24 protein-coding genes are annotated in these 24,092 nt (G+C 50.0%); 8 read left to right on the top strand and 16 right to left on the bottom strand.

Annotation, left to right across the window (positions count from 1 at the left end; all coding sequences use genetic code 11):
* The 7 genes from rsxC to blr form a co-directional block, all read right to left on the bottom strand.
* Positions 1–1,859 (bottom strand): electron transport complex subunit RsxC (rsxC, locus tag SK36_RS10755; protein WP_048222817.1); only part of this gene is annotated, 1,859 nt, incomplete at its 3' end.
* Entirely contained in the window at positions 1,852–2,430 is a 579-nt protein-coding gene (gene rsxB, locus SK36_RS10750; RefSeq protein ID WP_045442568.1) for an electron transport complex subunit RsxB, read from the bottom strand. The genes rsxC and rsxB, both read right to left, overlap by 8 nt.
* Positions 2,430–3,011 (bottom strand): electron transport complex subunit RsxA, encoded by a 582-nt coding sequence (gene rsxA / locus SK36_RS10745; RefSeq protein ID WP_005121199.1) that lies wholly within the window; start codon positions 3,009–3,011, stop codon positions 2,430–2,432. Before rsxA ends, rsxB begins: the two co-directional genes overlap by 1 nt.
* A 76-nt stretch (positions 3,012–3,087) precedes the next feature.
* The gene (locus SK36_RS10740) at positions 3,088–3,528 is read right to left on the bottom strand and encodes a DUF2569 domain-containing protein (protein ID WP_048221508.1); all 441 of its coding nucleotides are present in this window, start codon (positions 3,526–3,528) and stop codon (positions 3,088–3,090) included.
* Positions 3,529–3,618: 90 nt separating this feature from the next.
* Positions 3,619–3,834: a transcription modulator YdgT gene (ydgT, locus tag SK36_RS10735; protein WP_045442575.1), complete on the bottom strand. Its 216-nt coding sequence runs from the start codon at positions 3,832–3,834 to the stop codon at positions 3,619–3,621.
* 47 nt (positions 3,835–3,881) lie between these two features.
* Positions 3,882–4,040: a hypothetical protein gene (locus tag SK36_RS24870; protein WP_197086128.1), complete on the bottom strand. Its 159-nt coding sequence runs from the start codon at positions 4,038–4,040 to the stop codon at positions 3,882–3,884.
* 89 nt (positions 4,041–4,129) lie between these two features.
* Positions 4,130–4,258, bottom strand: a complete 129-nt coding sequence (blr, locus tag SK36_RS10730) for a division septum protein Blr (protein WP_045442577.1) — start codon at positions 4,256–4,258, stop codon at positions 4,130–4,132.
* A 241-nt stretch (positions 4,259–4,499) separates the two neighbouring features.
* On the opposite strand from blr, the gene SK36_RS10725 reads away from it, so the two are divergent.
* Positions 4,500–5,540 (top strand): oxidoreductase, encoded by a 1,041-nt coding sequence (locus SK36_RS10725; RefSeq protein WP_048221507.1) that lies wholly within the window; start codon positions 4,500–4,502, stop codon positions 5,538–5,540.
* A gap of 81 nt (positions 5,541–5,621) precedes the next feature.
* Here the strand turns inward: SK36_RS10725 and add are convergent, their stop codons facing one another.
* Positions 5,622–6,623, bottom strand: coding sequence for an adenosine deaminase (gene add / locus SK36_RS10720; RefSeq protein ID WP_045442580.1), 1,002 nt, complete (start codon positions 6,621–6,623; stop codon positions 5,622–5,624).
* Between the two features lie 492 nt (positions 6,624–7,115).
* Between add and SK36_RS10715 the strand changes: the two genes are divergently transcribed.
* Positions 7,116–7,928, top strand: coding sequence for a class I SAM-dependent methyltransferase (locus SK36_RS10715; protein ID WP_048221506.1), 813 nt, complete (start codon positions 7,116–7,118; stop codon positions 7,926–7,928).
* 137 nt (positions 7,929–8,065) lie between these two features.
* Here the strand turns inward: SK36_RS10715 and cspH are convergent, their stop codons facing one another.
* Positions 8,066–8,278, bottom strand: a complete 213-nt coding sequence (gene cspH / locus SK36_RS23635; protein ID WP_071828923.1) for a cold shock-like protein CspH — start codon at positions 8,276–8,278, stop codon at positions 8,066–8,068.
* A gap of 301 nt (positions 8,279–8,579) precedes the next feature.
* Between cspH and cspG the strand changes: the two genes are divergently transcribed.
* Positions 8,580–8,795, top strand: coding sequence for a cold shock protein CspG (cspG, locus tag SK36_RS10710; RefSeq protein WP_045442583.1), 216 nt, complete (start codon positions 8,580–8,582; stop codon positions 8,793–8,795).
* Between the two features lie 194 nt (positions 8,796–8,989).
* Here the strand turns inward: cspG and SK36_RS25030 are convergent, their stop codons facing one another.
* The 3 genes from SK36_RS25030 to malX form a co-directional block, all read right to left on the bottom strand.
* Positions 8,990–9,160 (bottom strand): YnfU family zinc-binding protein, encoded by a 171-nt coding sequence (locus SK36_RS25030; protein ID WP_223306988.1) that lies wholly within the window; start codon positions 9,158–9,160, stop codon positions 8,990–8,992.
* A 164-nt stretch (positions 9,161–9,324) separates the two neighbouring features.
* On the bottom strand, positions 9,325–10,497 hold the full coding sequence (locus SK36_RS10705; RefSeq protein WP_048221505.1) for a MalY/PatB family protein: 1,173 nt from the start codon (positions 10,495–10,497) through the stop codon (positions 9,325–9,327).
* Between the two features lie 10 nt (positions 10,498–10,507).
* Positions 10,508–12,100, bottom strand: a complete 1,593-nt coding sequence (malX, locus tag SK36_RS10700; RefSeq protein WP_045442589.1) for a maltose/glucose-specific PTS transporter subunit IIBC — start codon at positions 12,098–12,100, stop codon at positions 10,508–10,510.
* Between the two features lie 170 nt (positions 12,101–12,270).
* On the opposite strand from malX, the gene SK36_RS10695 reads away from it, so the two are divergent.
* Complete coding sequence (locus SK36_RS10695; protein ID WP_045442599.1) at positions 12,271–13,296, top strand: Mal regulon transcriptional regulator MalI; 1,026 nt, start codon at positions 12,271–12,273, stop codon at positions 13,294–13,296.
* A gap of 56 nt (positions 13,297–13,352) precedes the next feature.
* Here the strand turns inward: SK36_RS10695 and SK36_RS10690 are convergent, their stop codons facing one another.
* The gene (locus SK36_RS10690) at positions 13,353–14,861 is read right to left on the bottom strand and encodes a YdgA family protein (RefSeq protein ID WP_048222695.1); all 1,509 of its coding nucleotides are present in this window, start codon (positions 14,859–14,861) and stop codon (positions 13,353–13,355) included.
* Between the two features lie 107 nt (positions 14,862–14,968).
* On the bottom strand, positions 14,969–16,144 hold the full coding sequence (gene manA, locus SK36_RS10685) for a mannose-6-phosphate isomerase (protein ID WP_045442602.1): 1,176 nt from the start codon (positions 16,142–16,144) through the stop codon (positions 14,969–14,971).
* Between the two features lie 264 nt (positions 16,145–16,408).
* Here manA and fumB point away from each other — a divergent pair, with 264 nt between their 5' ends.
* Both fumB and fumC read left to right on the top strand, forming a co-directional pair.
* Positions 16,409–18,055 (top strand): class I fumarate hydratase, encoded by a 1,647-nt coding sequence (gene fumB / locus SK36_RS10680; protein WP_048221504.1) that lies wholly within the window; start codon positions 16,409–16,411, stop codon positions 18,053–18,055.
* A 142-nt stretch (positions 18,056–18,197) separates the two neighbouring features.
* A complete protein-coding gene (fumC, locus tag SK36_RS10675; protein ID WP_048221503.1) occupies positions 18,198–19,601 on the top strand; it encodes a class II fumarate hydratase in 1,404 nt (467 codons plus the stop codon).
* On the opposite strand, the gene tus is transcribed toward fumC, so the two are convergent.
* Complete coding sequence (gene tus, locus SK36_RS10670; RefSeq protein WP_048221502.1) at positions 19,598–20,527, bottom strand: DNA replication terminus site-binding protein; 930 nt, start codon at positions 20,525–20,527, stop codon at positions 19,598–19,600. The genes fumC and tus overlap by 4 nt on opposite strands.
* Positions 20,528–20,600: 73 nt before the next feature.
* Positions 20,601–21,902: a two-component system sensor histidine kinase RstB gene (gene rstB / locus SK36_RS10665; RefSeq protein WP_045442610.1), complete on the bottom strand. Its 1,302-nt coding sequence runs from the start codon at positions 21,900–21,902 to the stop codon at positions 20,601–20,603.
* A gap of 181 nt (positions 21,903–22,083) precedes the next feature.
* On the opposite strand from rstB, the gene SK36_RS10660 reads away from it, so the two are divergent.
* Together SK36_RS10660 and SK36_RS10655 are read left to right on the top strand one after the other, a co-directional pair.
* Positions 22,084–22,902: an aminoglycoside phosphotransferase family protein gene (locus SK36_RS10660; RefSeq protein WP_048221501.1), complete on the top strand. Its 819-nt coding sequence runs from the start codon at positions 22,084–22,086 to the stop codon at positions 22,900–22,902.
* 132 nt (positions 22,903–23,034) lie between these two features.
* Positions 23,035–24,063 (top strand): HoxN/HupN/NixA family nickel/cobalt transporter, encoded by a 1,029-nt coding sequence (locus SK36_RS10655; RefSeq protein ID WP_048221500.1) that lies wholly within the window; start codon positions 23,035–23,037, stop codon positions 24,061–24,063.
* The last annotated feature ends 29 nt before the right edge of the window (positions 24,064–24,092 follow it).

Below are 24,092 nucleotides of genomic sequence, written 5' to 3'. Positions count from 1 at the left end.
GCGGCTTTGCGCGGGTCTACTGGCTCGGCCGTTTCAGCGTCTGTCTGCTGCTCAAGTTTGCGTGCTTTAGCCCGGGCAATCGCGGCTTCGACAGCAGCTTTGCGCGGATCTACCGGTTCGGCCGTTTCAGCGTCCGTCTGCTGTTCAAGTTTGCGTGCTTTAGCCCGGGCAATCGCGGCTTCGACGGCAGCTTTGCGCGGATCAGTCGCCGTACCGCTCTCTTCAGACAGTGAGTTTTCCGCCTGTTTAGCTCGTGCCTGTGCTTTGCGCGCCTCACGGGCGGCAATGGCGGCGCTGTTGTCGGGTTTTTCGCCAGCCTTGATCACCACCGGTTGCATTGCCTGCGCCTGCTTTTCTTTTACGCGGGCAAGTGCGGCGGCAATGGCATCATGATCTTTTGCGGCAGGTTGTACCGCCGCGCTTTTGTGGCGTTCAAGACGAGCCGCTTTTTCACGTTCCAGTCGCGCTTGTCTGGCTTCAAAGCGTGCTTTTGCTTCAGCGGCGCGTTTTTCTTCCTGACTAATGGCATAAAGCTCAGCTTTTTCCTGGCGGAAATATTGCACCAGCGGAATATTGCTTGGACAAACCCAGGCACAGGCTCCGCATTCAATGCAGTCAGCGATATTGTGACTGGTTGCCTTATCGTGCTGTTGTCCTTTACTGAACCAGTAAAGTTGCTGAGGCAGAAGATCCGCCGGGCAGGCATCGGCACAGGCGCTACAACGAATGCAGCCTTTCTCTTCCTGCGGTTCACCCATTTCACTGACAGATGGCGCGAGAAGACAGTTAGTGATCTTAACGATGGGAACATCAAGCCAGGGAAGGGTGAAGCCCATCAGTGGGCCACCCATAATCACCATCTGTTCAGCAGAAGGGCAAAAACCGGCGTCATTCAGCAGATGACGAACAGGGGTGCCTAACCGTGCCCAGACGTTACCCGGACGGCTGACGGCTTCACCTGTCAACGTAACAACACGCTCGGTGATTGGTTCTCCGTCTATCACGGCGCGTTTAATCGCATAGGCAGTACCGACGTTTTGCATCAGTACACCGATATCCGAGGAGCGTCCACCGTGCGGAACTTGTTTCCCGGTCAGTATTTGGGTCAATTGCTTGGCCCCGCCGGAAGGGTATTTAGTGGGAATGACGCGTAAGCTTATATCGTGCGAGTCTGCCAGCACCGCACGCAGCATTGAAATTGCCTGCGGTTTGTTATCCTCAATCCCGAGTAATATTTCGCGTGGCTGCAAAATATGCGCGAGTATACGGATGCCTTCGACGACCTGGGCCGCACAATCCTGCATTAAACGGTCATCAGCCGTAATGTAAGGTTCACATTCAGCGGCATTGATGATTAGCGTTTCAATTTTATCACCGCCGCCCTGCAGTTTGACGCCGGTTGGAAAACCTGCACCACCTAATCCGGCTACACCGTATTGGTGAATACGTGCAATTAACTCTTCCCGGCTGTGGGAGCGATAATCTGCCCAACAATCGCGTTCAATCCAGCGATCTTCTCCATCCGCATCAATGATGACACTCAGCTCGGCTAATGCCGAAGGATGCGCAGTGGAGTGAGGGGCGATGGCGGTAATCGTGCCCGAGGTCGGAGCATGAACCGGCAGCATTCTGCCACGCCCGCGGGTCAGCGCCTGGCCGCGCAGAACGTGATCACCCACGTTTACGCACAGCTCACCTTCAGCACCAATATGCTGCTTCAGCGGAATGATAAAACGCGGCGCCAGCGGAACCTGTCGCAGTGGAGTACCATTTGACTGGGTTTTCATCTCCGGTGGATGTATGCCGCCATCGAAGTCCCAAATTTTGTTTTTTCTGAATGCAGAGAATAGATTAAACATGTTGTTCCACGGGAATGATGCGCACGGGGATAGTGTTCAAATCCCACTTCCAGCTATCAGGTGTTTCGGCGACTGGACGTAATTCGATACATTGGGTCGGACACGGATCAACACACAGATTACACCCCGTGCAGAGATCGCTCATCACCGTGTGCATGGCGCGCGTCGCGCCCACGATGGCATCGACCGGACAGGCCTGAATACACTTTGTGCAGCCAATACAATTATTTTCATCAATGACTGCTAGCATGCGCACGGGCGTAAGGTCCTGCTCTTCGCCATCAATAGGTTGCGGATCGACGTTAAGCAGAGTAGCAATTTTCAACATCACCGCTTCACCGCCAGGCGCGCAGCGGTTAATTTTTTCACCCTGGCAGCCTATGGCTTCAGCATAAGGGCGGCAGCCCGGATAACCGCACTGTCCACACTGGCTTTGCGGGAGAATTTCATCGATTTTCTCCACGACTGGATCGTCCTCTACGGCAAAACGACGAGAGGCGTAACCCAAAATAGCGCCGAACGCCAGACCCAGCAGACTCACTGCGGCAACGGCAATCCAGATAGCATTCATTACAACTTCACCAAACCACTAAAGCCCATAAAGGCCAATGACATTAAACCGGCGGTAATTAGCGCAATCGCATTACCGCGAAAAGGGGCAGGGACGTCTGCCACGGCGAGGCGTTCGCGAATCGCAGCAAACAGTACCATCACCAGTGAGAAGCCGACAGCAGCGGAAAATCCGTACAGCGCCGACTGTAAAAAATTATGACCAAGATTGATGTTCAGCAATGCGACGCCCAGTACCGCACAGTTTGTGGTGATCAGCGGTAAGAAGATCCCCAGCAGACGGTACAGCGCAGGGCTGGTTTTGCGCACCACCATTTCGGTAAATTGCACGACCACAGCGATGACCAGGATAAAGGCCAGCGTGCGCAAATAAATGAGATCGAGCGGGATGAGGATCCAGGTGTCAATCAACCATGCGCAAATAGATGCCAGCGTCATGACAAAAGTCGTGGCGAGGCCCATACCCATTGCGGTTTCCAGTTTTTTGGAAACACCCATAAAGGGGCAAAGCCCCAGAAACTTGACCAGTACAAAGTTATTGACCAGTACAGTTCCGACAAACAGCAGCAGGTAATCAGTCATTTTTCGGCCTGAAATAAAAAAGCCGCCTATTATCTGTCAATCTACAACAGGCGACAACAGGTTAACTGTAAGGTTATTACGGGTTCACAAACGTTGTCTTAACGCGTTGCGAGCGTTTGAAATAGGGCACCAGCAGTGCAGCAGCTAACAAAGGGAACAATAGCTGGCGTACGGCAAAAGCGTCCGGGACTGGTGAAAACGCAAACGCTTTAATCGCCAGCAACACGGAAATTAGCAGCCATATAATGTAATGCTTAGGAACGCACTGTCTGCGTTTGAAAAACGCGATGGTCAGCCACAGCGTGTAGTACCACATGGCAATAGCTGCAATAAAGGAAATACCCCACAAGAACAGATTCATCGGGCTTTGTTCACCGAGCATTTTGAATGTGTGCGGCGTTGCCAGCGCAGTGAGATAAAGCAATAACGCCAGCGAAGCGCTCAACAACGCAACTAACAGCCAGGCCAGTGGCCCAAGTAGCCAGCCTCCGATACGTTGTGCCGGTGTCGTAGTCATCTCTTCTCCAGGTTTACGCGTATGAACAGACGTGCCGTTCATTTTGGGGCAATTATTATAAAGCTTTTAACGTTGAGCGCTACTTCTTGTTTATTGCACGTAATGCCAGACTGACTTTGGCACCTGGCCTACATCAAACAGGCGTCCTCCGGAGATAAGCTCCGCGCGGCGGTGGTCTGCAGCACGATACATATTGATAATGTCCCGATCGTCGGTCAGCGTGTAGTTAAGATGATCGAACAGTTTTTCCAGACTTTCGAGTGAACTGATTTTGCGGAATTTTAATAAGTAGTCCTGAACAGTCATAAACGGAGATCCATATTAATAAAATAATACCAACGGAGTAGTGAATATTAAGAAATAAACAATGTTGCACAGATAAAAGCGAACCAGTGTGCAAATACAAAAATAAGATTATTCATATCGGTAGAAAAGCAGATGCTGTCTGCACCAAGGGAAAGGGTAACGCGCTTCGCAATCGCAGGCAATATGCCCAGGGGCGGAAGCGCCATAATTCGCTTTTTCTGACAAAATTTCATCTTTTGCAGCTAAACCCAGCAGTCACTGCGGACAGTGCTGGGCTATAAAGAATTGGTGAGGCTTATTTTTTCTGCACTGAGGTTGCTGTTGGTTCCGGCGGCTGATAGTTATCAATATGATTGGCAACACCCAGCAGGATGACAGAGACCGCGAGAACAATCCAACCAGTTAATTCAATAAGACGATTCATTACTGACGACATTTGCTTTGATTTATCCTTAAACACAAGGCACAAATGTTACTAATCAATAAATAATACGGCAAGAGCATTGGGAACGATTTCTCTGACTTTTTCGCAGCAAATTTACTCTAAGTGACATATGTTTGACTTAAGTTAAGTAACAACCATTATCGTGTAGAGGTTATTAAACGGTTGTGACGTTGCTATGTATGGTGTGAAATAGATCGGACCTGAAATGAGAGGCAATGACATGAGTGACAACATCCGCGTTGGGCTAATCGGCTACGGTTATGCCAGTAAAACCTTCCATGCCCCCCTGATAGTCGGTACACCGGGTCTTGAACTGGCGGCGGTGTCCAGTAGTGACGAAGCAAAAGTTAAAGCGGATTGGCCTTCGGTGGCGGTTGTGTCTGAGCCACGGCATTTGTTTGATGATCCCAGCATTGACTTGATTGTTATCCCCACGCCGAATGACACCCATTTCCCGTTAGCAAAAGCCGCGCTGGAAGCCGGGAAACATGTGGTTGTTGATAAACCTTTTACCGTGACACTGTCACAAGCTCGTGAGTTGGATATGCTGGCGCGCAGTCTGGGACGAGTGCTTTCTGTGTTCCATAATCGTCGTTGGGACAGTGATTTTCTGACGCTGAAAGCTCTGCTGGCAGATGGTGTTTTGGGCGAAGTGGCTTATTTTGAATCCCACTTCGATCGTTTCCGTCCCCAGGTCCGAGACCGCTGGCGCGAACAGGGGGGGCCTGGAAGTGGTATCTGGTACGATCTGGCACCACATCTTCTGGATCAGGCGATCAACCTGTTCGGCTTGCCTGTCAGTCTGACGGTTGATCTGGCTCAGCTTCGTCCCGGCGCGCAATCGACAGATTATTTCCATGCTATTTTGACTTATCCGCAACGTCGGGTGATTTTGCACGGCACAATGCTGGCTGCTGCTGAATCTGCACGCTACATCGTTCACGGATCGCGCGGGAGCTATGTAAAGTATGGTCTTGATCCTCAGGAAGAACGTCTGAAAAATGGCGAACGTTTGCCGCAGGAAGACTGGGGCTACGACATGCGAGATGGCGTACTGACGCGGGTTGAAGGTGAAGAACGCGTTGAAGAAACCCTGCTTACCATACCGGGTAATTATCCCGCTTACTATGCGGGCATCCGAGATGCGCTAAATGGAAACGGTGAGAATCCGGTTCCGGCCAGACAGGCAATTCAAATTATGGAATTGATTGAGCTTGGTATTGAGTCGGCTAAACACCGCTCCACGCTGTGCCTTGCCTGATCGAGTTTATCAACCGCCTGCAATTATCTGATCGCAGGCGGTTGATGCGTTAATGCCATCATGCATTAACGCATCACACGGTTACGCTGTTGCCACTTTCTGGCGCAGAGCCCGCTTTTCTTCATCGCTCAGGAATGCCATTTCCAGGCCATTGATTTGCGCCTGGCGGATTTGCTCGCGCGTCAATCCAGCAGCCGGGGCCGCAATGGTGTATTCGTGAATAATATCTACGCCCTGAACCGCCGGATCGTCAGTATTCAGACTGGCCAGAACACCATGCTCAAGGAACGTTTTCAGCGGATGTACTGCCAGTGAAGCGACCGTACTGGTCTGGATGTTAGATGTCAGGCAGGATTCAATACCGATTCGTTGCTCGGCGAGAAAATCCATTAATGCACGATCTTCTACCGCTTTGACCCCGTGACCAATACGCTCTGCACCCAGTTCTCTGATGGCTTGCCAAATGCTTTCCGGGCCAGCGGCTTCACCTGCATGAACAGTAATGTGCCAACCCGCGTCGCGCGCACGGTTGAAGTGTGACAGGAATAAACTACCCGGAAAACCGAGTTCGTCACCGGCAAGATCCAGTGCGGTAATGTGGTCGCGATGTGCCAGTAATGCCTCCAGCTCCTGCAGGCAAGCAGTCTCGCCGAAGGTACGACTCATAATACCAATTAAGCGTGCTTCAACGCCGAAAGTCTTACAGCCTTCGCGTACACCTTCGATGACCGCTTCAACCACACCCGCTACCGGAAGTTGATGCGCCATTGCCATGTAGCCCGGAGAAAAGCGCAACTCAACATAGTGCAGACCGTTACGCGCGGCGTCTTCAATATTCTCAAATGCCACGCGGCGACAAGCATCCAGAGATGCCAGGACTTTCACACCCCAGTCAAGCTTCGACAAAAAGCTGACCAGGTCCGGTTCTGTCGATGTGACCTGTACATGAGGAATCAGTGTTTCAAGCGTCTGAGCCGGGAGTGTCAAATTAAACTGACGGCCAAGATCGAGAATTGTCTGCGCGCGGATATTACCATCAAGGTGGCGATGGACATCGGTCAAGGGTAGGGAAGTATCAATCATGGTCGCACTCACGTCATTTAGTTAAAGTGCGCAGTATTATACAACAGAATAATAATCCTCTAATAACTTTGAAAAAATGGCACTATCACTTTGTAATTGGAGCATATTTGGGTATTCATTTCAGTTTTTCGTTGAGCAGGGCTATCTGCACACAATCCTTATTGGCCATCCGACTCAAGGAAACACCGTAAAGCATGTTGCCATAGGGAAGATCCATCAGGCTGAATATGAGATTGCTGGAGTTACACTGGCAGACAGTTGCTCAGCTCCGGTAGTCACCCGCTTGTTTTATCACCGTTTCGAATAACGCAGATTCAGTTTTGTGTGGAAAACTCATAATTCCTTTCTATTCGTTGAAGTTATTTACTCATGTTGGGGGTAGGGTTATCCCTGCGCTGGGTAAGGACATGCGACGAGTTAAAATATCCGGCACAACGTTGCTGACTGAGTGTCTGACACTCGAAATTGTTAGACAATTTGAAGGATAGAAAGATGATGCAAGTGCACATTCCGCTTAACGAAGGGCGGGCTTTATTTGGCAGAGATACGAATGCATATCAGCAGGGCAGGCCTGATTACCCGTTACATATATTTGCATTACTTAAAGAGCATTGCGGACCAGAAATCTGCCGGAGGGCCTTCGAGATTGGGCCTGGGACCGGGCAAGCAACGGAACATCTGCTTGATATGGGATATCAGGTAAGTGCAATCGAACCTGACCACAATCTGGCTATAAAGTTAAAGGAAAGACTGTGTCGGTATTCGCAGGACTCATTCTCGATTATAAATTCCACTTTTGAGGACGTACTACTACAGCCCGGCTGCTTTGACCTGGGGATTGCAGCCACCTCTTTTCACTGGATCGAACCCGTGAGCGGACTCGAAAGGATATTCCAGCTTCTGCGCCCCGGAGGATGGTTTGCTATGTGGTGGACTGTTTTTGGCGACCCGCATAACGAGGATGCATTCATGCAAAGAACAGATCGCTTGTTTGCCCCCCTTAGCGCCAGCCCTTCACATAAGGCGGGTCACCGCCATCCTTACCCACTACAAAAAAGAGAAAGGCTCGATGATCTGGCAAAAGCCGGGTTTACCGAGATTATTAGTGATGAGTTCAGATGGGAATCAGAAATGGATGCCCGACAGACCAGACAATTGATTTCAACATTTTCACCGGTTGCTCGACTGAGTGAAATGGAGCGCACGCAATTCCTCAATGAGATAGAGAGGGTAGTGAAAAAGGATTTTGGAGGAAAGGTGAAGCGTAATTTTGTTACCGCTATTTACCTTGCAAGGAAGCCTTAGTTTCGAGGCAATTACCATTCGAAATTAGTCTGGAACCCAGAGACCCTCAGTACTCAGCCATTTCTGAGAGTTTCAGCAATATGGCTTCATCCGTCGTTTAAAGATGTGTCGAACAGGGGCATGCATCAGATACTGTGCTATGAAAGATAGACATTGGCGGCAGTTGGTCCTCTCAGACCATTGATCCGGCAAAACTCTACACGTATGCCTGGAGTGAGTACTTCTGATTCGTGGGGGCTTAACGCTGAAATGTGAACCTGAACATCTTTACGACCATCTGAAGGGATGATGAGTCCTTTGCCACTCTTGCAGTCAAAGGTTTTGACAATTCCTGTCATTTTACGAGACAAATAAATTCCTTAATAGATATAACGGGGTGCACTATACGTATCAGGAGAAATAAAGCCAGAACTATTTTTTAGCACTAAGGATATCTGGACGGCTAAAATAAAAGTTGCGTAATCCAGAGCATCATGAGTTAATAGCGTCGTCGGTTTGAATGACAGACAGCATACAAAGTAGTTTACTAAAGCAGTTCTCATCACCAGGTATTTTCAGTAATCCCTTTCTTGAGTCTCCCTACTAAGCACTACGTAGTTTCTGTAATAAAGCCCCTGTTCGCCGAAAGGCTCAAGTTAAGGAATATTTAATATGTCTAATAAAATGACTGGTTTAGTAAAATGGTTTAACGCTGATAAAGGTTTCGGTTTTATCTCTCCGGCTGATGGCTCTAAAGATGTTTTCGTACATTTTTCTGCTATTCAGTCGAATAACTTCCGTACCTTGCTTGAAGGGCAGAAGGTCGAGTTCTCTGTTGAGAATGGCGCTAAAGGCCCGGCTGCTGCTAATGTCGTAGTGGCAGAGTAATAATTCCTGCTTATGCCTTTTGCGACAACGAAGACGGCTTTGTCCTGAGTAGACAAACTGGCAGAAGCACTGGAATTATACATACTTAATTATAAACCCGCTGATAGCGGGTTTTTTGCTATTTGGATTGCAGATAGAATGGATAACCGCTTTTCATCATTATAATTTTGAGCAGCAGTTATCTTAATAGCAATTTACGCGACGAGTTTAGCGTCGGACTGGAATAATTTATTGCAATGGGGGCAAATTAACATTGCACCTTTTTGTACCCGAGAGTGACTGTGTTCTGATTGTGCGGTGCAGTTTGGACAAAGACATTTGACAAGAAAATTACGGCGGGATTTATTATTTTTACGATCTGACATAGGCTCTTCCTGATTTGAGTGGAGGGCCACTATACACGATCAGATGATAAATAGCCCTTTTTACTCACAGAACCCTATAGATAAAAATTAGACAGTAATTGAAAGCGGGAAACCGGCGCCCAAATTAAGAGTTTGCGCAATGAATGGCTCATTGCGCAAACATATCAACGTACTGAACGGATTGCGTTAATCAACCCCTTAACGCCTTTTTCAAGTTTTGAACGTGGACATCCGGCATTCAGGCGAACAAAACCGCGACCTTCTTCTCCGTAGGTATATCCCGGCATGATCGCCACTTTTTCCTGCTGGATAAGTGCATTCTGCAACGCCTGGTCATCAATGTTGAGTGGGCGCAGGTCAATCCAGGCCAGATACGTGGATTGTGGTATCTGCCAGTTCAGTTCAGGGAAGGTGGCATTGAGTTCCCGGGCGATGTAGCGCAGGTTACAGGCAAGATAATCCCGCAGTGCGTCGAGCCAGCTTGCACCGTCCTGATAGGCGGCAATATGTGCAGTAAGCGCCAGTACTGCAGGTGAAGAAAGTCCGTCACGGCCTTTCAGTGTACTGAGGTACTCATTGCGACTTTGGGCGTCCTCGATAAGTCCATAAGCGCCGGTTAATGCCGGAATATTAAAACTCTTCGAGCCGGAGGTGAGCAGTGCCCAGTTTCCTCGCGCCACGTTACTCCATGGAATGTGCGGTTGTTCTCCCCATACCATATCCATATGAATCTCGTCGGAAATAACTTTTACACCGTGGCGCTGGCACAGTTCTGCTATGGTTTCCAGTTCATCGCGGGTCCAGACTTTTCCCGTTGGGTTTTGTGGACTACAGAGCAGAAGAATTTTGCTCTCAGCCCGCGCGAGGACGGCCTCCAGTTTTGCCATGTCGCAATACCATCCATTTGCGCATTTCTCCAGCGCAACAGGAAGTACCGCACGCTGGTTTCCTTCAATCGCCTTATAAAACGCATCGTAAGCCGGAGTATGAATAACCACGGCATCACCGGCAGACGACCACTGGCGGATCAGCTCTGACACCATATAGATGACGGAGGGGCCGTAAACCAAAGACTGAGGGTCAATCCTGGTATCGTGGCGGGTAAGAAACCAGTGGCTGATCGCCGCTAAAAACTCATCATTTTTCCAGCGACTGTAGCCCAGCACTCCGTGTGAAAGGCGTTTTGTCAGCGCCTCCAGGATGCAGGGGGCGGTGGTAAAATCCATGTCAGAGATTGTGAATGGCAGCAGATCGGCAGAGCCAAAACGATCGGCGACGTAATCCCACTGGGTACACCATGTGCCATGCCTGTCCACAACCTTTGAAAAATCAAACATTTCGTTGTCCTTAAGCCTGTACGGTATTCATCAGAACCGCGATTTCGTCTTTGACTGACTGGACCTGCGGACCAATAACGACCTGAAGGTTATGCTGATTAAGTTGTACTACGCCAATCGCACGATTGTCCTTCAGTGCCTGGACGTTAACAAGCGACATATCTTTTACTGATAAACGCAACCGCGTAATACAGTTATCCAGACTGACGATATTTTCCGCACCGCCCAGCGCTGCCAGAATAGCTGGTACGTTGTAGCCAGATTTACCCGGTGTTCCCGCCATGACTTTTTCGATATTGCTGGCAATTTCAACGTCACGACCCGGTGTTTTCAGATTAAATCGCGTGATTGCAAAGCGGAAGATAATGTAGTACACCGCGAACCAGATGGCCGCCACAACAGGGACCAGATACCATTTGGTGGACAGCCCGTGCAGGATACCGAACACCACAAAGTCAATGAGGTTGCCGTCAGTATTGCCGATGGTTACGCCGAGAATTGCCATTACGGTGAAGCCAAGGCCGGTCAACAGAGCGTGAATAACATACAGGACTGGCGCTACGAACAGGAACAGGAACTCCAGAGGTTCGGTGGTACCACCGATGACGCAGGCGATGAGGCCGGAAATTAATAACCCTTTAATTTTATGACGATTTTCAGGTCGTGCGCAATGGTACATCGCTAATGCAGCTCCTGGTAATCCACCAAGGAACGCCGGCATTTTACCCTGCGACAGGAAGCGAGTTGCGCTTTCAGAGAAGCCCTGCGTTGTCGGGCAGCTCAGCTGCGCCTGGAAAATCGTCAGCGCTCCGCTTACGCTATGACCACACACTTCCTGTGTACCACCTGCTTCGGTGAAACGAATGAGTGCCACCAGAATATGATGCAGACCAAAAGGCAACAGCAGACGTTCACCGGTACCAAACAGCATCGGACCAAATTCACCCGCGCTATTGATGATGTGGCCTAGCCCGGTAATACCCATGGCGAAAACAGGCCATATCAGTGGAATTACCAACCCAACCAGTCCCATCACGACCGAGGAGATGATAGGAACAAAACGGGTGCCACCGAAGAATGCCAGCGCATCAGGAAGACGGATATTGTGGAAGCGTTCATGCAGCATCCACACGATGATCCCGGCAATTACCGCCCCCAGGATCCCGGTATCAATCGACTGGATCCCAAGAATATTTTGTACGTTGTTGGCTTTCAGGATCGCCGCATCAGTCGTGGGTAAAATCCCTTTGGCCGTTAACCAAAAGTTGACGGCGAGATTCATTACCGCATAGCCGACAAATCCCGCAAATGCGGCCACGCCTTTATTTTCACGAGCCAGACCGAGGGGGATGGCGATACAAAACATCACTGGCAGGAAGCTAAAAGCGAAAGAGCCGACTTTACTCATCCAGGTAAAAATAGCCTGTAGTACTGGATTACCCAATGCCGGGATCAACGTTAAGACATCATGACTGCTTAACGAGCTGCCGATCCCCAACATGATCCCGCAAAAGGAGAGCAGAGCTACGGGCAGCATAAAGGTTTTGCCCAACTGTTGGAAAAATTCCCATAACGTTATTTTTGGTGTGGTTCTCGTCGTCATCTAACGACTCCTCATGTAAAGCTCGGTGACTAATGATGGCGAGAAGATAAAACGTTTTACCTAATTTTAGTGCGGTATAAATCACATTATCGAATGATAATAGGGCGTATAAATATAACCGATTGATAAAACGTTTTATCTGTCACGTTATCAGGGGGTTTTCCGTTTTTATGGCTATAGCCAAAAAAATCACCATCCATGATGTTGCACTGGCTGCGGGGGTTTCGGTCAGCACAGTCTCATTGGTACTCAGTGGAAAGGGGCGTATCTCATCAGCAACCGGCGAACGGGTAAATGCGGCCATAGAGCAACTGGGTTTTGTACGCAACCGGCAAGCATCAGCACTTCGCGGTGGGCAGAGCGGTGTTATTGGTTTGATTGTTCGCGATCTCTCCACCCCTTTTTATGCTGAACTTACCGCAGGGTTGACCGAAGCGTTAGAAGCTCAGGGACGTATGGTGTTTTTATTGCATGGCGGTAAGGATGGTGAGCAACTGGCGCAGCGCTTTGCAATGTTACTTAATCAAGGCGTTGATGGTGTGGTGATCGCCGGTGCTGCAGGCAGTAGCGATGCGCTTCGATACCTGGCCAATGATAAAGGGATCCCCGTTGTATTTGCTTCCCGCGCCAGCTACCTGGATGATGCAGACACCGTCAGACCTGACAATATGCAGGCAGCACAACTGCTGGTTGAACATCTCATCCATCATGGGCATCAACGGATAGCCTGGTTGGGGGGACAAAGCTCATCGTTGACCCGAGCTGAACGCGTGGGAGGGTATTGTGCAACGCTGCTAAAATTTGGTCTGCCATTTCATAGCGATTGGGTTCTGGAGTGTTCTTCCAGTCAGAAGCAGGCCGCTGAGACCGTTACGGCGCTTTTACGCCATAATCCGACCATCAGCGCGGTGGTTTGTTACAACGAAACCATTGCGGCTGGTGCATGGTTTGGCCTGATGAAAGCAGGGCGTCAGAGCGGCGAAATCGGTGTCGATCGTTACTTTGAGCAACAGGTCTCACTGGCCGCTTTTGCCGATGTGGCGGAAAACGCGCTGGACGATCTCCCTATTACCTGGGCCTGTACGCCCGCGCGTGAGATGGGTTACACCCTTGCTGAACGCGTGCTGCAACGAATTGGACATGATGAAAGTCACTCGCGCAATATGACGCTTTCCGCCCGACTGGTAACGTGCTAAGCATAAAAAAGCCCGATAAACAAAGTTACCGGGCATACGCTGATAGCAGATAAGGATTACTGCTGTGGGGTCGCCGGTGCATCCGGCTCTGAAAGCGTCGGCATACCAAACATGCCAACAAATTCATCCAGCGACATTTTTTGGCCGTTGAGAGTTACCTGACCATTTGCATACTGCAGACTGGAGCCGATGGTGTTGTCCTGCATCGTAGTTACACGGAACATTTGACCCATTGCCGCCAGACCATTGACTTGCTGCCTGGCAAGCCCTGCCGCTTCTTCCTGCTGGTATCCTTCCAGTTTGGCAATCTGTGTCATGAACTCAGTTGCCATATCTACAGGGATAGCAAGCTTAGCGTCCAGTGATTTGACTGAACGATCAACTTCCTGCGCCAGCGTTTTCGGCTCGTCCTGATTTGTCGATGGATCTTTCAGGAATAGTGACAGATTAAAGGCCGTCTCACCTTTGGCATTCTTCCAGCTTAGTGGAGCTATGGTGATAACCGGTTCGCCTTTCATCAGCACTGGCAGGGCGCTAAAGAACGCTTCTGTCACTTTTTGTTGATAAAGTTCAGGATTCTGTACCACATCGATCTGCGCCATCAGCGCCTTGGTTTGCGCGGTATACTGCTGACTGAACTGATGTAACGCCTCACCATCAATCTGGGCCACTTTCAGCGTCAGCTTGCCGCTACCTAAATCCTGACCCTGCAATTTAAGGCTGTTCAGTGTGTAATCCAGCTGGCTGTTGACAGTTTTACCATCGTTAACCAGATCGGATTTACCATCGATGCCCATGCCTTCAAGGACGGCCAGCTCTTTACCTTCAACCGAAATCGACAGCTTATCGAGAGACAATTTTTGATCGCCAATGCGTTCGCCAAAACTGGCGACGCTGCTGGAGCCTTCGGTTGTCAGGTTATTAAAGGTAACTTGTACTTTCTGGTTGTACTCATTGACTGCATTCACCACACCGCTCTGCGCTTCTCCTGTCACAGAGACTGCGTTCCCGTCTTTGTCTGCCGTGAACTGGAATTCTCCGCCGCTAAAGGCCACTTTTTCGTCGCCTTTTTCGTAGTTCAGTGGTTTTAGAGAAAGAGCGGAACGGGTGTCGCCGCTATAGCCAATACGGGAATTAATGGTGAAAGGAGATTCCCCTTTAGCGATGTCAAATAGCGGCTTTGTAACGTCGTTATTCACCAGCGTTGTTTTCACTGCCGCCATGGCTGGCATAAGATTCAATGATTTAAGCTGCGCCAGCGGGAAGGGGCCGTGATCAACAGATTCATTCAGAACGATAGTTTGCCCAGGTTTCAGCCAGGCATTTTCCTGACCGGCAATAGGTTTCACCACCAGTTGCAACTGGCTGTTAAACACGCCGCGCTGGTAGTTCTGATAACTCAGTTCAATACCGGACTCAGGTGAGTAGCGTTTGATCTGATCATTTGCCTGCGTCACCATCTCGGCGAGATGCGTTTCAAGTTTCTTTCCGGTGTACCAGGCGCCGCCTGTCCAGACGATACCCAACGCAACTACCACACCCGCAGCTACCAGCGATTTTTTCATTTCGATATCCATAAAATAAATCCAGGCGTTTGAAAGCGCCTGGAGGAGTGACATGTCTTTGACTCACTATTAGCTTAGCAAGAGTTGCTAAAAATATCAGTATCTTGCTAGAGCTTGTTGTAAACCCGAGCTAAACGGCCGACGCCGCTGACATTAATCGGTGATTCGTTTGCACTAATAAATGCCGATTCACCCGGTTTCAGTACCAGTCGCTGCTCGCCTTTATGTAGCACGGCCTCTCCCTCGATACAGAACAGGATGGCGGCGCTTTGTTGGCTAATTGCCGCTTCTCCGGCTGACAGTTCATGCAGGGAGAAAGCGAAGTCATCAACCGGGATCGGGAAGTCCAGCTCTCCACCTGTTTTATTTGGGGTCGTTAGCAGTTGGTTTGCCGGTTTAGCTTCAAATTTAACGTTGGCGACCAGTTCAGGAATATCAATATATTTTGGCGTGAGTCCGGCGCGCAGAACGTTATCGGAGTTAGCCATCACCTCGAGCGCAACACCCTGCAGGTAGGCATGGGGCGTTTCAGCAAACAGAAACATAGCTTCGCCAGGATTCAGCTTAACCACGTTGAGCAAAAGAGGAGAGAAGAGACCGCTATCGTCAGGGTAGAAGTCAGCGATTAGGCGAATAGTTTGCCATGGTTCACCCTGTTGGCTGTTAAGCGCAGATTTCAGGACTGCCAGTGCGCGGGATTTCTCTTCGCCCTGCATATTCAGCAAGCTGGCGAAAAGATGGCTCAGACGCTCTGCACCTGGTTCCTGCAGGAAATGTGCAATGGCAGGATGCGCACCAGCGACAGGTTGTAACAATGCCACAATGTCAGAGAACTCGCGGAACGCATTCATGGCCAGGAAGGGCGTCAGGGCAAAAACCAGCTCAGGCTTGTGGTTAGGATCTTTGTAATTACGCTCCGCGGCGTCCATCGGGATCCCTGCGGCGTTTTCTTTAGCAAATCCAATTTCAGAGTTGCGTTTGTTAGGGTGTACCTGAATAGAAAGAGGTTGTGCGGCACAGAGCACTTTAAACAGGAAGGGCAATTCACCAAAGCGCTTCGCCACGGCATCACCTAACACAGCAGATTTATCGTGTTCGATAGCATCACGCAGAGAAATTAACTGACCCTCAGCGCTCTGAACCTGAGAGCTGCTTTTCGGATGGGCGCCCATCCACAGTTCAGCCATCGGCTGGTTTGACGGATTGGCAATGCCATAAAGTTCGGTTAACGCCGTTTTACTTCCCCAGGCGTAGTTCTGCACTGAGTTGATGAGTTTTTGCATTATCAATGCCCTGTTTCAATGTTGAAATTTCTCTGTCCATTAAACCAAGAAAACCGGGGGGAAGTAACCTGCACATGTAAAAAGTCGTCTTTGTCTCAGTTTTTGTTAAAAAATTGTGTAGGATATGGTGACTCGCTTTTAATACCCTGAGCAATTCCGGTTGCAGAAAAGCCACGCCTTCTACAACCCGAGCTGCGACAGGGAAGCAGGGCAACGGAACATCTGCCCAGAGAATAACCAGACCGAGCTGTAAGTGAGAGCACAATGTCAAACAAACCCTTTCATTATCAACATCCTTTTCCCCTCAACAAGGATGATACCGAATACTATCTGCTGACCAGCGACCATGTTTCCGTTGCCGAATTTGAAGGGCAGGAAATCGTAAAAGTTGCGCCTGAAGCGTTAAGTCTCCTCGCGCGTCAGGCATTTCATGATGCGTCGTTTATGCTGCGGCCTGCGCATCAGCAGCAAGTCGCTGATATTCTGCGCGACCCGGATGCCAGCGAAAACGACAAATATGTTGCCCTGCAATTCCTGCGCAACTCAGATATTGCGGCAAAAGGTGTTTTGCCGACCTGTCAGGACACCGGGACGGCCATTATCGTTGGTAAAAAAGGTCAGCGTGTCTGGACCGGAGGTGGCGATGAGGCTGCGCTGGCGCGAGGTGTCTATAACACCTATATCGAAGACAACCTGCGCTATTCACAAAATGCTGCGCTGGATATGTACAACGAGGTGAATACCGGGACTAACCTTCCTGCGCAAATCGATCTGTATAGTGTGGATGGTGATGAGTATAAATTCCTGTGCATTGCCAAAGGCGGTGGCTCGGCGAATAAGACCTATCTGTATCAGGAAACCAAAGCGCTTTTAACGCCGGGGAAATTGAAAAATTACCTGGTGGACAAGATGCGCACGCTGGGAACCGCAGCATGTCCACCGTACCACATTGCGTTTGTGATTGGCGGAACTTCCGCAGAAGCCACTTTGAAAACCGTCAAGCTGGCTTCTGCGAAATATTATGACGAGTTGCCTACTGAAGGTAACGAGCATGGACAGGCCTTCCGCGACGTTGAACTGGAAAAAGAGTTGCTGATTGAGGCGCAGAATCTGGGGTTAGGCGCGCAGTTTGGCGGGAAATACTTCGCCCATGATATCCGCGTGATCCGTATGCCGCGTCACGGTGCATCGTGCCCGGTTGGAATGGGCGTCTCCTGTTCGGCCGATCGTAATATTAAAGCCAAGATCAACCGTGAAGGTATCTGGATCGAGAAGCTGGAAAACAACCCAGGCAAATACATCCCGGAAGAGCTGCGTCAGGCAGGCGAGGGCGAAGCCGTACGTGTCGACCTTAACCGCCCGATGAAAGAGATCCTGGCCCAGTTGTCGCAGTATCCTGTTTCCACCCGTCTGTCGCTCAATGGTACGATCATTGTCGGGCGTGATATTGCGCATGCAAAACTGAAAGAACGTATGGATAACGGCGAGAGTTTGCCGCAGTATGTAAAAGATCACCCTATCTATTACGCTGGCCCGGCCAAAACGCCGGAAGGTTATGCTTCGGGCTCGCTGGGTCCAACCACTGCTGGTCGTATGGACTCATATGTTGACCAGCTTCAGTCCGAAGGCGGGAGTATGATTATGCTGGCAAAAGGAAACCGTAGTCAGCAGGTCACAGATGCCTGTCATAAACATGGCGGCTTCTACCTGGGCAGTATTGGAGGTCCCGCAGCGGTGCTGGCACAGGGCAGTATCAAAAGTCTGGAATGTGTGGAATATCCGGAACTGGGGATGGAAGCCATCTGGAAAATTGAAGTGGAGGATTTCCCGGCGTTTATCCTTGTGGATGACAAAGGTAATGATTTCTTCCAGCAGATTCAGACGTCGCAGTGCGCACGCTGCGTTAAGTAACGTCAGCCGCCCTTCGGGGCGGTTTTTTTTACCGCACGAACCACTAAACGACAGCTTTATCCTCGTTAATACTCATAAGACCAATGGCAAGTGGGCAATGTCGAAACATAACCTAATCAATAGATAATATAAGGAGCAGGTAATGGTAACGGTACGCCGCGAAAATGATTCAATGGGTGCGATAGATGTTCCGGCTGATAAACTCTGGGGGGCGCAAACCCAACGCTCGCTGGAACATTTTCGCATCTCAACGGAGAAAATGCCGGTCTCGCTGATCCATGCACTGGCGCTGACTAAACGCGCCGCTGCGAAGGTTAATCAGGATTTGGGACTGTTGGCGGCAGACAAAGCGAACGCCATCATGCAGGCGGCGGATGAGGTGTTAGCGGATAAGCATCGTGATGAGTTTCCGCTGGCTATCTGGCAGACCGGTTCCGGTACGCAAAGCAATATGAACATGAACGAAGTGCTGGCAAATAGGGCCAGTGAATTGCTGGGCGGCGTACGGGGTATGGAGCGTAAAATACATCCAAATGACGACGTGAATAAAAGCCAAAGTTCTAACGACGTCTTTCCCACGGCGATGCACGTTGCCGCGCTGCTGGCTCTGCGTGAGCACCTTATCCCGCAACTGAATGTGTTAACCACCACGCTGCGAGAAAAATCGCATGCTTTTGCTGATATCGTAAAAATCGGACGAACCCATCTGCAGGATGCCACGCCGCTGACGCTGGGCCAGGAGATCTCAGGCTGGGTCGCGATGTTAGAACATAACCTGAGGCATATCGAATACAGCTTACCGCACGTTGCTGAACTGGCGTTGGGTGGTACTGCGGTCGGCACCGGGCTGAATACCCATCCTGAATATGCCGTGCGTGTCGCGGATGAACTGGCGGCGCTAACCTCCGCACCGTTTGTTACCGCGCCGAATAAATTCGAGGCGTTAGCTACTTGCGATGCGCTGGTACATGCTCATGGGGCGCTAAAAGGACTGGCTGCGTCGCTGATGAAAATCGCTAATGATGTGCGCTGGCTGGCATCCGGCCCACGCTGTGGTATTGGCGAGATATCAATTCCTGAAAATGAGCCGGGTAGTTCTATTATGCCGGGTAAAGTTAATCCGACTCAGTGTGAAGCGCTGACTATGCTGTGTTGTCAGGTAATGGGTAATGATGTCGCGGTTAATATTGGTGGTGCGTCAGGTAATTTTGAGCTGAATGTCTATCGTCCGATGGTTATTCATAACTTCCTGCAATCAGTTCGCCTGCTGGCAGATGGTATGGAAAGTTTCAACGAGCACTGTGCTACCGGGATTGAACCGAATCGCGAGCGAATTGATCAGTTACTCAATGAATCGCTCATGCTGGTTACCGCGCTCAATACTCATATTGGTTACGATAAAGCCGCAGAGATTGCCAAGAAGGCCCACAAAGAAGGACTGACCTTAAAAGCGTCCGCCCTGGCGCTGGGGTATCTTACCGAAGCCGAGTTTGACAGTTGGGTACGTCCGGAACTGATGGTCGGTAGCATGCGACCAGGACGTTAATCCGCAACATACAGGTGCAGCCGGGGGATAATGAGTCTTAACGGCTGTGCCTGAGGTTTAAAGCGGTGCTGCACGTTTTCAGCATCGTAATTCAGCAGTTCACCGATATCAGGCACACTCATACCATTGTCGCTATTAATCAGTGCAATCAGCGGAGTCGGGCAAGCATATTGCACCTGTTTTTGCTGTCCTTTGTACCAAACGCGGGCAATGGGCTGGACTTTTACCGGTCTTTTGATCTTCAGTTTGGCCTGCTGTGGCAGTGCAGCGATATCCTGATATTCACGCTCCAGTCTGGCCTGCCATTCTTCACGCGTCCAGGGATGCACGCTGCGTGGTGAGTTTAGGCTCTTTTCCAGTTGTTCCAGCACCTCATCACGTTTCAGGTTTTTAATGATGTGTTTGTTCGCCCAGCCAAATCGCAGGGTAGCCGGTTCCCTGACAACGGTTAGCGTGCGATAAGCGTTTAGCGTAATCAGGCCGGGTAAGTGTCGATGTACCCATTCGAAACGTGCTGCCGGAGCCAGCCCGGAATCCACTGTCACAATGCGTTCAAACGTTGTTTTCAACTGGTTAATGCGTTTTATTTGCTCTTCAAGTGCGGTCTGTACGCTGTTATTGACCTGGTAGCACAACACGCCAGGCAGGCGAACGGCCGCTTTGCTGCTGCGGTTCTCAGATTGCTGCTGAATAAACAGGTGGCGGAAGTGGCGTAGCGCCAGCATTTCAGCCTCTTTGCCTAAATGCTGCTTAACATCAATGCTCTCCAGCGGGGCATGTTCTGCCTCTTTTGCCACTTCTGGCAGAGAAAACACGCGCGCAATCAGCAGCGTTCGCTGCTGCAAATTTTGAGTCAGTTGCGCCAGTTCCTGTTCCATCTGGCGAAAGGTGCCGTTCAGTCGTTCGACGAGATCGTAACGAGTCATAGGGTTACCATTTTAGTTACAACATACTTTTTTATAGCACAATGTTTAGCACCTGACCACCGAGCTGTATAGGTCAGGCAGCGGAAAATTCGGGAATGTTATGCCAGACGGGCCAGCTAAAAGTGAATCTGGCTCCGCCCAGCTCGCTTTCGTCACAGACTACAGTACCGCCCATTGCCAGCGCGATGGAGTGCACGATAGCTAAACCCAGCCCGCAGCCACCGGTGGCGCGGTCGCGGCTGGGATCAAGGCGAACAAACGGTTCAAAAATTTGCTCGCGGGCGTTGGGTTCGATTCCCGGACCGTCATCTTCGACAACCAGTGTTGCCTGATTTCCGTGCAGCAGCAGGCTGGCTTGTACCGTAGACTGGCAATAGCGCAGGGCATTATTTAGCAAGTTATCCAGTACGCGCTCCATCAGACGCATATCCAGTGCGCCGTAATCACCGGTTATAAGATGACGCAAACGCACCGAACGCTCAGGGGTGACGCTTTGTACATCTTCCAGATGGGTTACCAGCCAAACGGGCAGGTCCGGTACACTGAGCTTTAGCTCATTCTGCGGGCGATCCAGTCTGGCGTAAGTGAGTAATTCTTCAATTAGCGCTTCCAGTTGGCCAATATCGCGGTTCAGAGCCTGAGACTCTTGCTCGGTGAGGTTATCACTCATCTCCAGTCGGTAACGTAATCGCACCAGGGGGGTACGAAGTTCATGGGCAATACCATCGATAAGCTGCTTTTTGCTGGCGATCAGCGCATTGATATTGTCCGCCATCTGATTAAACGCCACGCCCAGCCGTTCAAAACTGGATCCGCTGTCAAAGTGCAGTCGCTCACTCAGATGTCCTTCTCCAAAACGCTGCGCGGCGGCTTCCAGTCTAAGCATCTCCTGCCAGTGTGGGCGCATCCAGATTAGCACCGGGAAGGCGAGGGAGATGGCAATAAACGCCATTAGCGCGACATCCAGCAGGCGCATTTGATGCAGAAAATAGAGATAGGGAACCGGACCTACGGCCAGCACGTAATGGCTGCGGGGAATACGCTGAATAAACGTGTACTGATCGTCGAGTGCAACGATATCGCCTTCGCGCAGCCGCTGCATGGTCGGAGCATCCAGATGGTATTTATTCAGTGGCTCAACGCGGAGATCAAACGAGAGGTTCAAATCCATCTCCTTCAGCGTTTTCCCCCAGTCGCGTGGGGGAATTTCACGTAATTCGCTGCGCATCAGATACAACGAGCTTTTCATCAAATCATCAAGTGACTGTCTGCCAGCGCGCTCTGCGGTAAATTTGTACACCAGCCCGACCAATAAGGTCATGACCAGAAAGCAGACGAACAGCAAGAGGTAAAACTGCACAAACAGCTTCTTCATAAAAATTCACCGGATACTTAACATGGTAGCGATGCGTTTTAGCTATGGAGGCGTTTTTCGGTTCAGAACTGCTCTCCGTTTACCATCACGCGCACTTATCCTGGCAGAGTACAGTTATACTGCTGCAAAAGAAACTCGCTAAACGTTCTTACCCGGCAACCAAAAATGTTGGAAATAACACATGTTCAGTAACTATCTCAGTCGCTGGGGACTTATTCCTGATGGCGTTCCTGTCATAACTCATACGTCGCAGCTTTTACCGGTAATGATGCGTAAAGATCACCAGAAAGCGATTCTAAAACTCACGAATGATGATAGTGAGCGTCGAGGTTGCGAGCTAATGGCCTGGTGGAACGGGCGGGGAGCAGCGAACGTGCTGGCTCATGAGGATGGGGCAATACTCTTAGAGCGGGCGACAGGGGCTGGCTCTTTATCTACCCTGTCGATCACAGGACAGGATGATCAAGCATGTCGCATAATCTGCCACACGGCAAGGCAGCTCCATGTACCGCCAAATGCATCTTTGCCAACGCTAATTCCACTGCATCACTGGTTTCATGATCTTGCGCCTGCTGCACAAATTCATGGCGGTATCATGATGCGTTGCGCAGAGTTGGCAAAATCATTGTTCTCCAGTCCTCGCGAGGTTGTAGTTCTTCACGGTGATTTGCACCACAACAATGTTCTTGATTTTGGTGTTTCAGGATGGCTGGCAATTGATCCCAAAGGATTAATCGGTGAGCGTGGGTTTGATTATGCCAATATTTTCACTAATCCCGATCTTGCGGATACCACAATGTCAGTTGCTATTGAACCTGAAACATTCGTACAACGCGTAGACGTTGTCTCTGAGGTTGCCGAACTTGAACGTGAACGACTCCTGATGTGGATAGCGGCATGGTGCGGGCTGTCTTCCGCATGGTTTCTGGAAGAGGGTGATAATGCGGCTATAACCCTGCGGGTGGCTGAGTTAGCCATAGCTGAACTTGAGCATAGCTAGCATCAACTTTGATCTACAGCACTGGTTGGTAATTTTTAAACGTTATCATTAGGCTGGTAAATGTTTTATTAATCAACCAGAGAACAGCGGTTCAGTTGTGTCTTTGACTACAAAATTAATTTGGTGGAAATAGTGAATTTGTTGTTTTCCTTACTTAAAAAACGCCCACACATTATTCTGCTGGTGACTCTTCTGGTCGGTGCAAATGTTGTGGCCTGGCTCTGGGCGTTCACTGCGTTTAGCAATAACACTTCACTACTGGCGCTATGTCTTATCGCATGGTGTTATGGGCTGCGCCACGCTGTTGACGCCGATCACATTGCCGCCATCGACAGTGCGACACGAAAACTTATTCAGCAGAAAAAACGCGCGCTGACCACCGGGGCTTGGTTTTCATTAGGGCATTCCACCATTGTGGTGCTGGCCAGCATTGGTATCGCCCTGACTACCAGTGCCTTTAAACAGCATATGCTATGGTTGCAAAATGTCGGGGGAGTTATAGGGACCGCAGTTTCTGCCGCATTTTTGCTTATTCTGGCTACCATCAATCTCATCATTTTTTGTCAGGTATGGAAGGCATTTCGTCACCTGAAAAAGACGGGTATCTATGCTGGTTCCACTGAAGATGTCACCGTTGCTGGTCCGCTGAGCTGGATCTTCCGCCCGGCATTCAGACTGGTGGGCAAAGACTGGCATATGTACTTTGTCGGTTTTTTATTTGGTCTGGGTTTTGATACTGCTACGGAAATTTCGCTGTTAGGTATTTCTGCTTCAAGCGCTTCGAGTGGTATGTCCATCTGGTCAATCCTGATATTTCCTGCGCTCTTTACCTGCGGAATGGCGTTGATTGATTGCCTTGACAGTATGTTGATGGTCGAAGCCTATGGCTGGGCGTTTAATAAGCCGCAACGAAAACTCTATTACAATATGACCATCACCGGGACATCAGTAATTGTTGCTGTATTTATCGGTGGGCTGGAAGCTCTGGGTCTGTTGTCAGAGGTATTTTCACTGCAGGGCGGTTTATGGGACACAGTAGGCCGCCTGAGTGAACATATGGGGAATGTTGGGTTCGTTATTATCGGCGTATTTATTACCTGTTGGATTATCTCTGCATTGAATTATCGCTGGAAAAAATACGATGGGTTGACGTTCAGTTGAAATATTAAAGCCTTTCTGTGGACAGAAAG

It is taken from the genome of Citrobacter sp. MGH106 (assembly GCF_001037495.1).
GTDB classification, from domain to species: domain Bacteria; phylum Pseudomonadota; class Gammaproteobacteria; order Enterobacterales; family Enterobacteriaceae; genus Citrobacter; species Citrobacter murliniae.
The sequence above is the reverse complement of the archived record's forward strand: the minus strand, read 5'-3'. Positions and strand labels throughout refer to the sequence as shown.

Excerpts from the sequence above, each read along its gene's own strand:
- blr (WP_045442577.1), bottom strand. The coding sequence starts at position 4,258 with ATGAATCGTCTTATTGAATTAACTGGTTGGATTGTTCTCGCGGTCTCT.
- rsxA (WP_005121199.1), bottom strand. The coding sequence starts at position 3,011 with ATGACTGATTACCTGCTGCTGTTTGTCGGAACTGTACTGGTCAATAAC.
- ydgT (WP_045442575.1), bottom strand. The coding sequence starts at position 3,834 with ATGACTGTTCAGGACTACTTATTAAAATTCCGCAAAATCAGTTCACTC.
- SK36_RS24870 (WP_197086128.1), bottom strand. The coding sequence starts at position 4,040 with ATGGCGCTTCCGCCCCTGGGCATATTGCCTGCGATTGCGAAGCGCGTT.
- SK36_RS10740 (WP_048221508.1), bottom strand. The coding sequence starts at position 3,528 with ATGACTACGACACCGGCACAACGTATCGGAGGCTGGCTACTTGGGCCA.
- SK36_RS10705 (WP_048221505.1), bottom strand. The coding sequence starts at position 10,497 with ATGTTTGATTTTTCAAAGGTTGTGGACAGGCATGGCACATGGTGTACC.
- fumB (WP_048221504.1), top strand. The coding sequence starts at position 16,409 with ATGTCAAACAAACCCTTTCATTATCAACATCCTTTTCCCCTCAACAAG.
- SK36_RS10715 (WP_048221506.1), top strand. The coding sequence starts at position 7,116 with ATGATGCAAGTGCACATTCCGCTTAACGAAGGGCGGGCTTTATTTGGC.
- add (WP_045442580.1), bottom strand. The coding sequence starts at position 6,623 with ATGATTGATACTTCCCTACCCTTGACCGATGTCCATCGCCACCTTGAT.
- SK36_RS10725 (WP_048221507.1), top strand. The coding sequence starts at position 4,500 with ATGAGTGACAACATCCGCGTTGGGCTAATCGGCTACGGTTATGCCAGT.
- rsxB (WP_045442568.1), bottom strand. The coding sequence starts at position 2,430 with ATGAATGCTATCTGGATTGCCGTTGCCGCAGTGAGTCTGCTGGGTCTG.
- SK36_RS25030 (WP_223306988.1), bottom strand. The coding sequence starts at position 9,160 with ATGTCAGATCGTAAAAATAATAAATCCCGCCGTAATTTTCTTGTCAAA.
- malX (WP_045442589.1), bottom strand. The coding sequence starts at position 12,100 with ATGACGACGAGAACCACACCAAAAATAACGTTATGGGAATTTTTCCAA.
- fumC (WP_048221503.1), top strand. The coding sequence starts at position 18,198 with ATGGTAACGGTACGCCGCGAAAATGATTCAATGGGTGCGATAGATGTT.
- cspG (WP_045442583.1), top strand. The coding sequence starts at position 8,580 with ATGTCTAATAAAATGACTGGTTTAGTAAAATGGTTTAACGCTGATAAA.
- SK36_RS10690 (WP_048222695.1), bottom strand. The coding sequence starts at position 14,861 with ATGAAAAAATCGCTGGTAGCTGCGGGTGTGGTAGTTGCGTTGGGTATC.
- rstB (WP_045442610.1), bottom strand. The coding sequence starts at position 21,902 with ATGAAGAAGCTGTTTGTGCAGTTTTACCTCTTGCTGTTCGTCTGCTTT.
- tus (WP_048221502.1), bottom strand. The coding sequence starts at position 20,527 with ATGACTCGTTACGATCTCGTCGAACGACTGAACGGCACCTTTCGCCAG.
- SK36_RS10660 (WP_048221501.1), top strand. The coding sequence starts at position 22,084 with ATGTTCAGTAACTATCTCAGTCGCTGGGGACTTATTCCTGATGGCGTT.
- manA (WP_045442602.1), bottom strand. The coding sequence starts at position 16,144 with ATGCAAAAACTCATCAACTCAGTGCAGAACTACGCCTGGGGAAGTAAA.
- SK36_RS10695 (WP_045442599.1), top strand. The coding sequence starts at position 12,271 with ATGGCTATAGCCAAAAAAATCACCATCCATGATGTTGCACTGGCTGCG.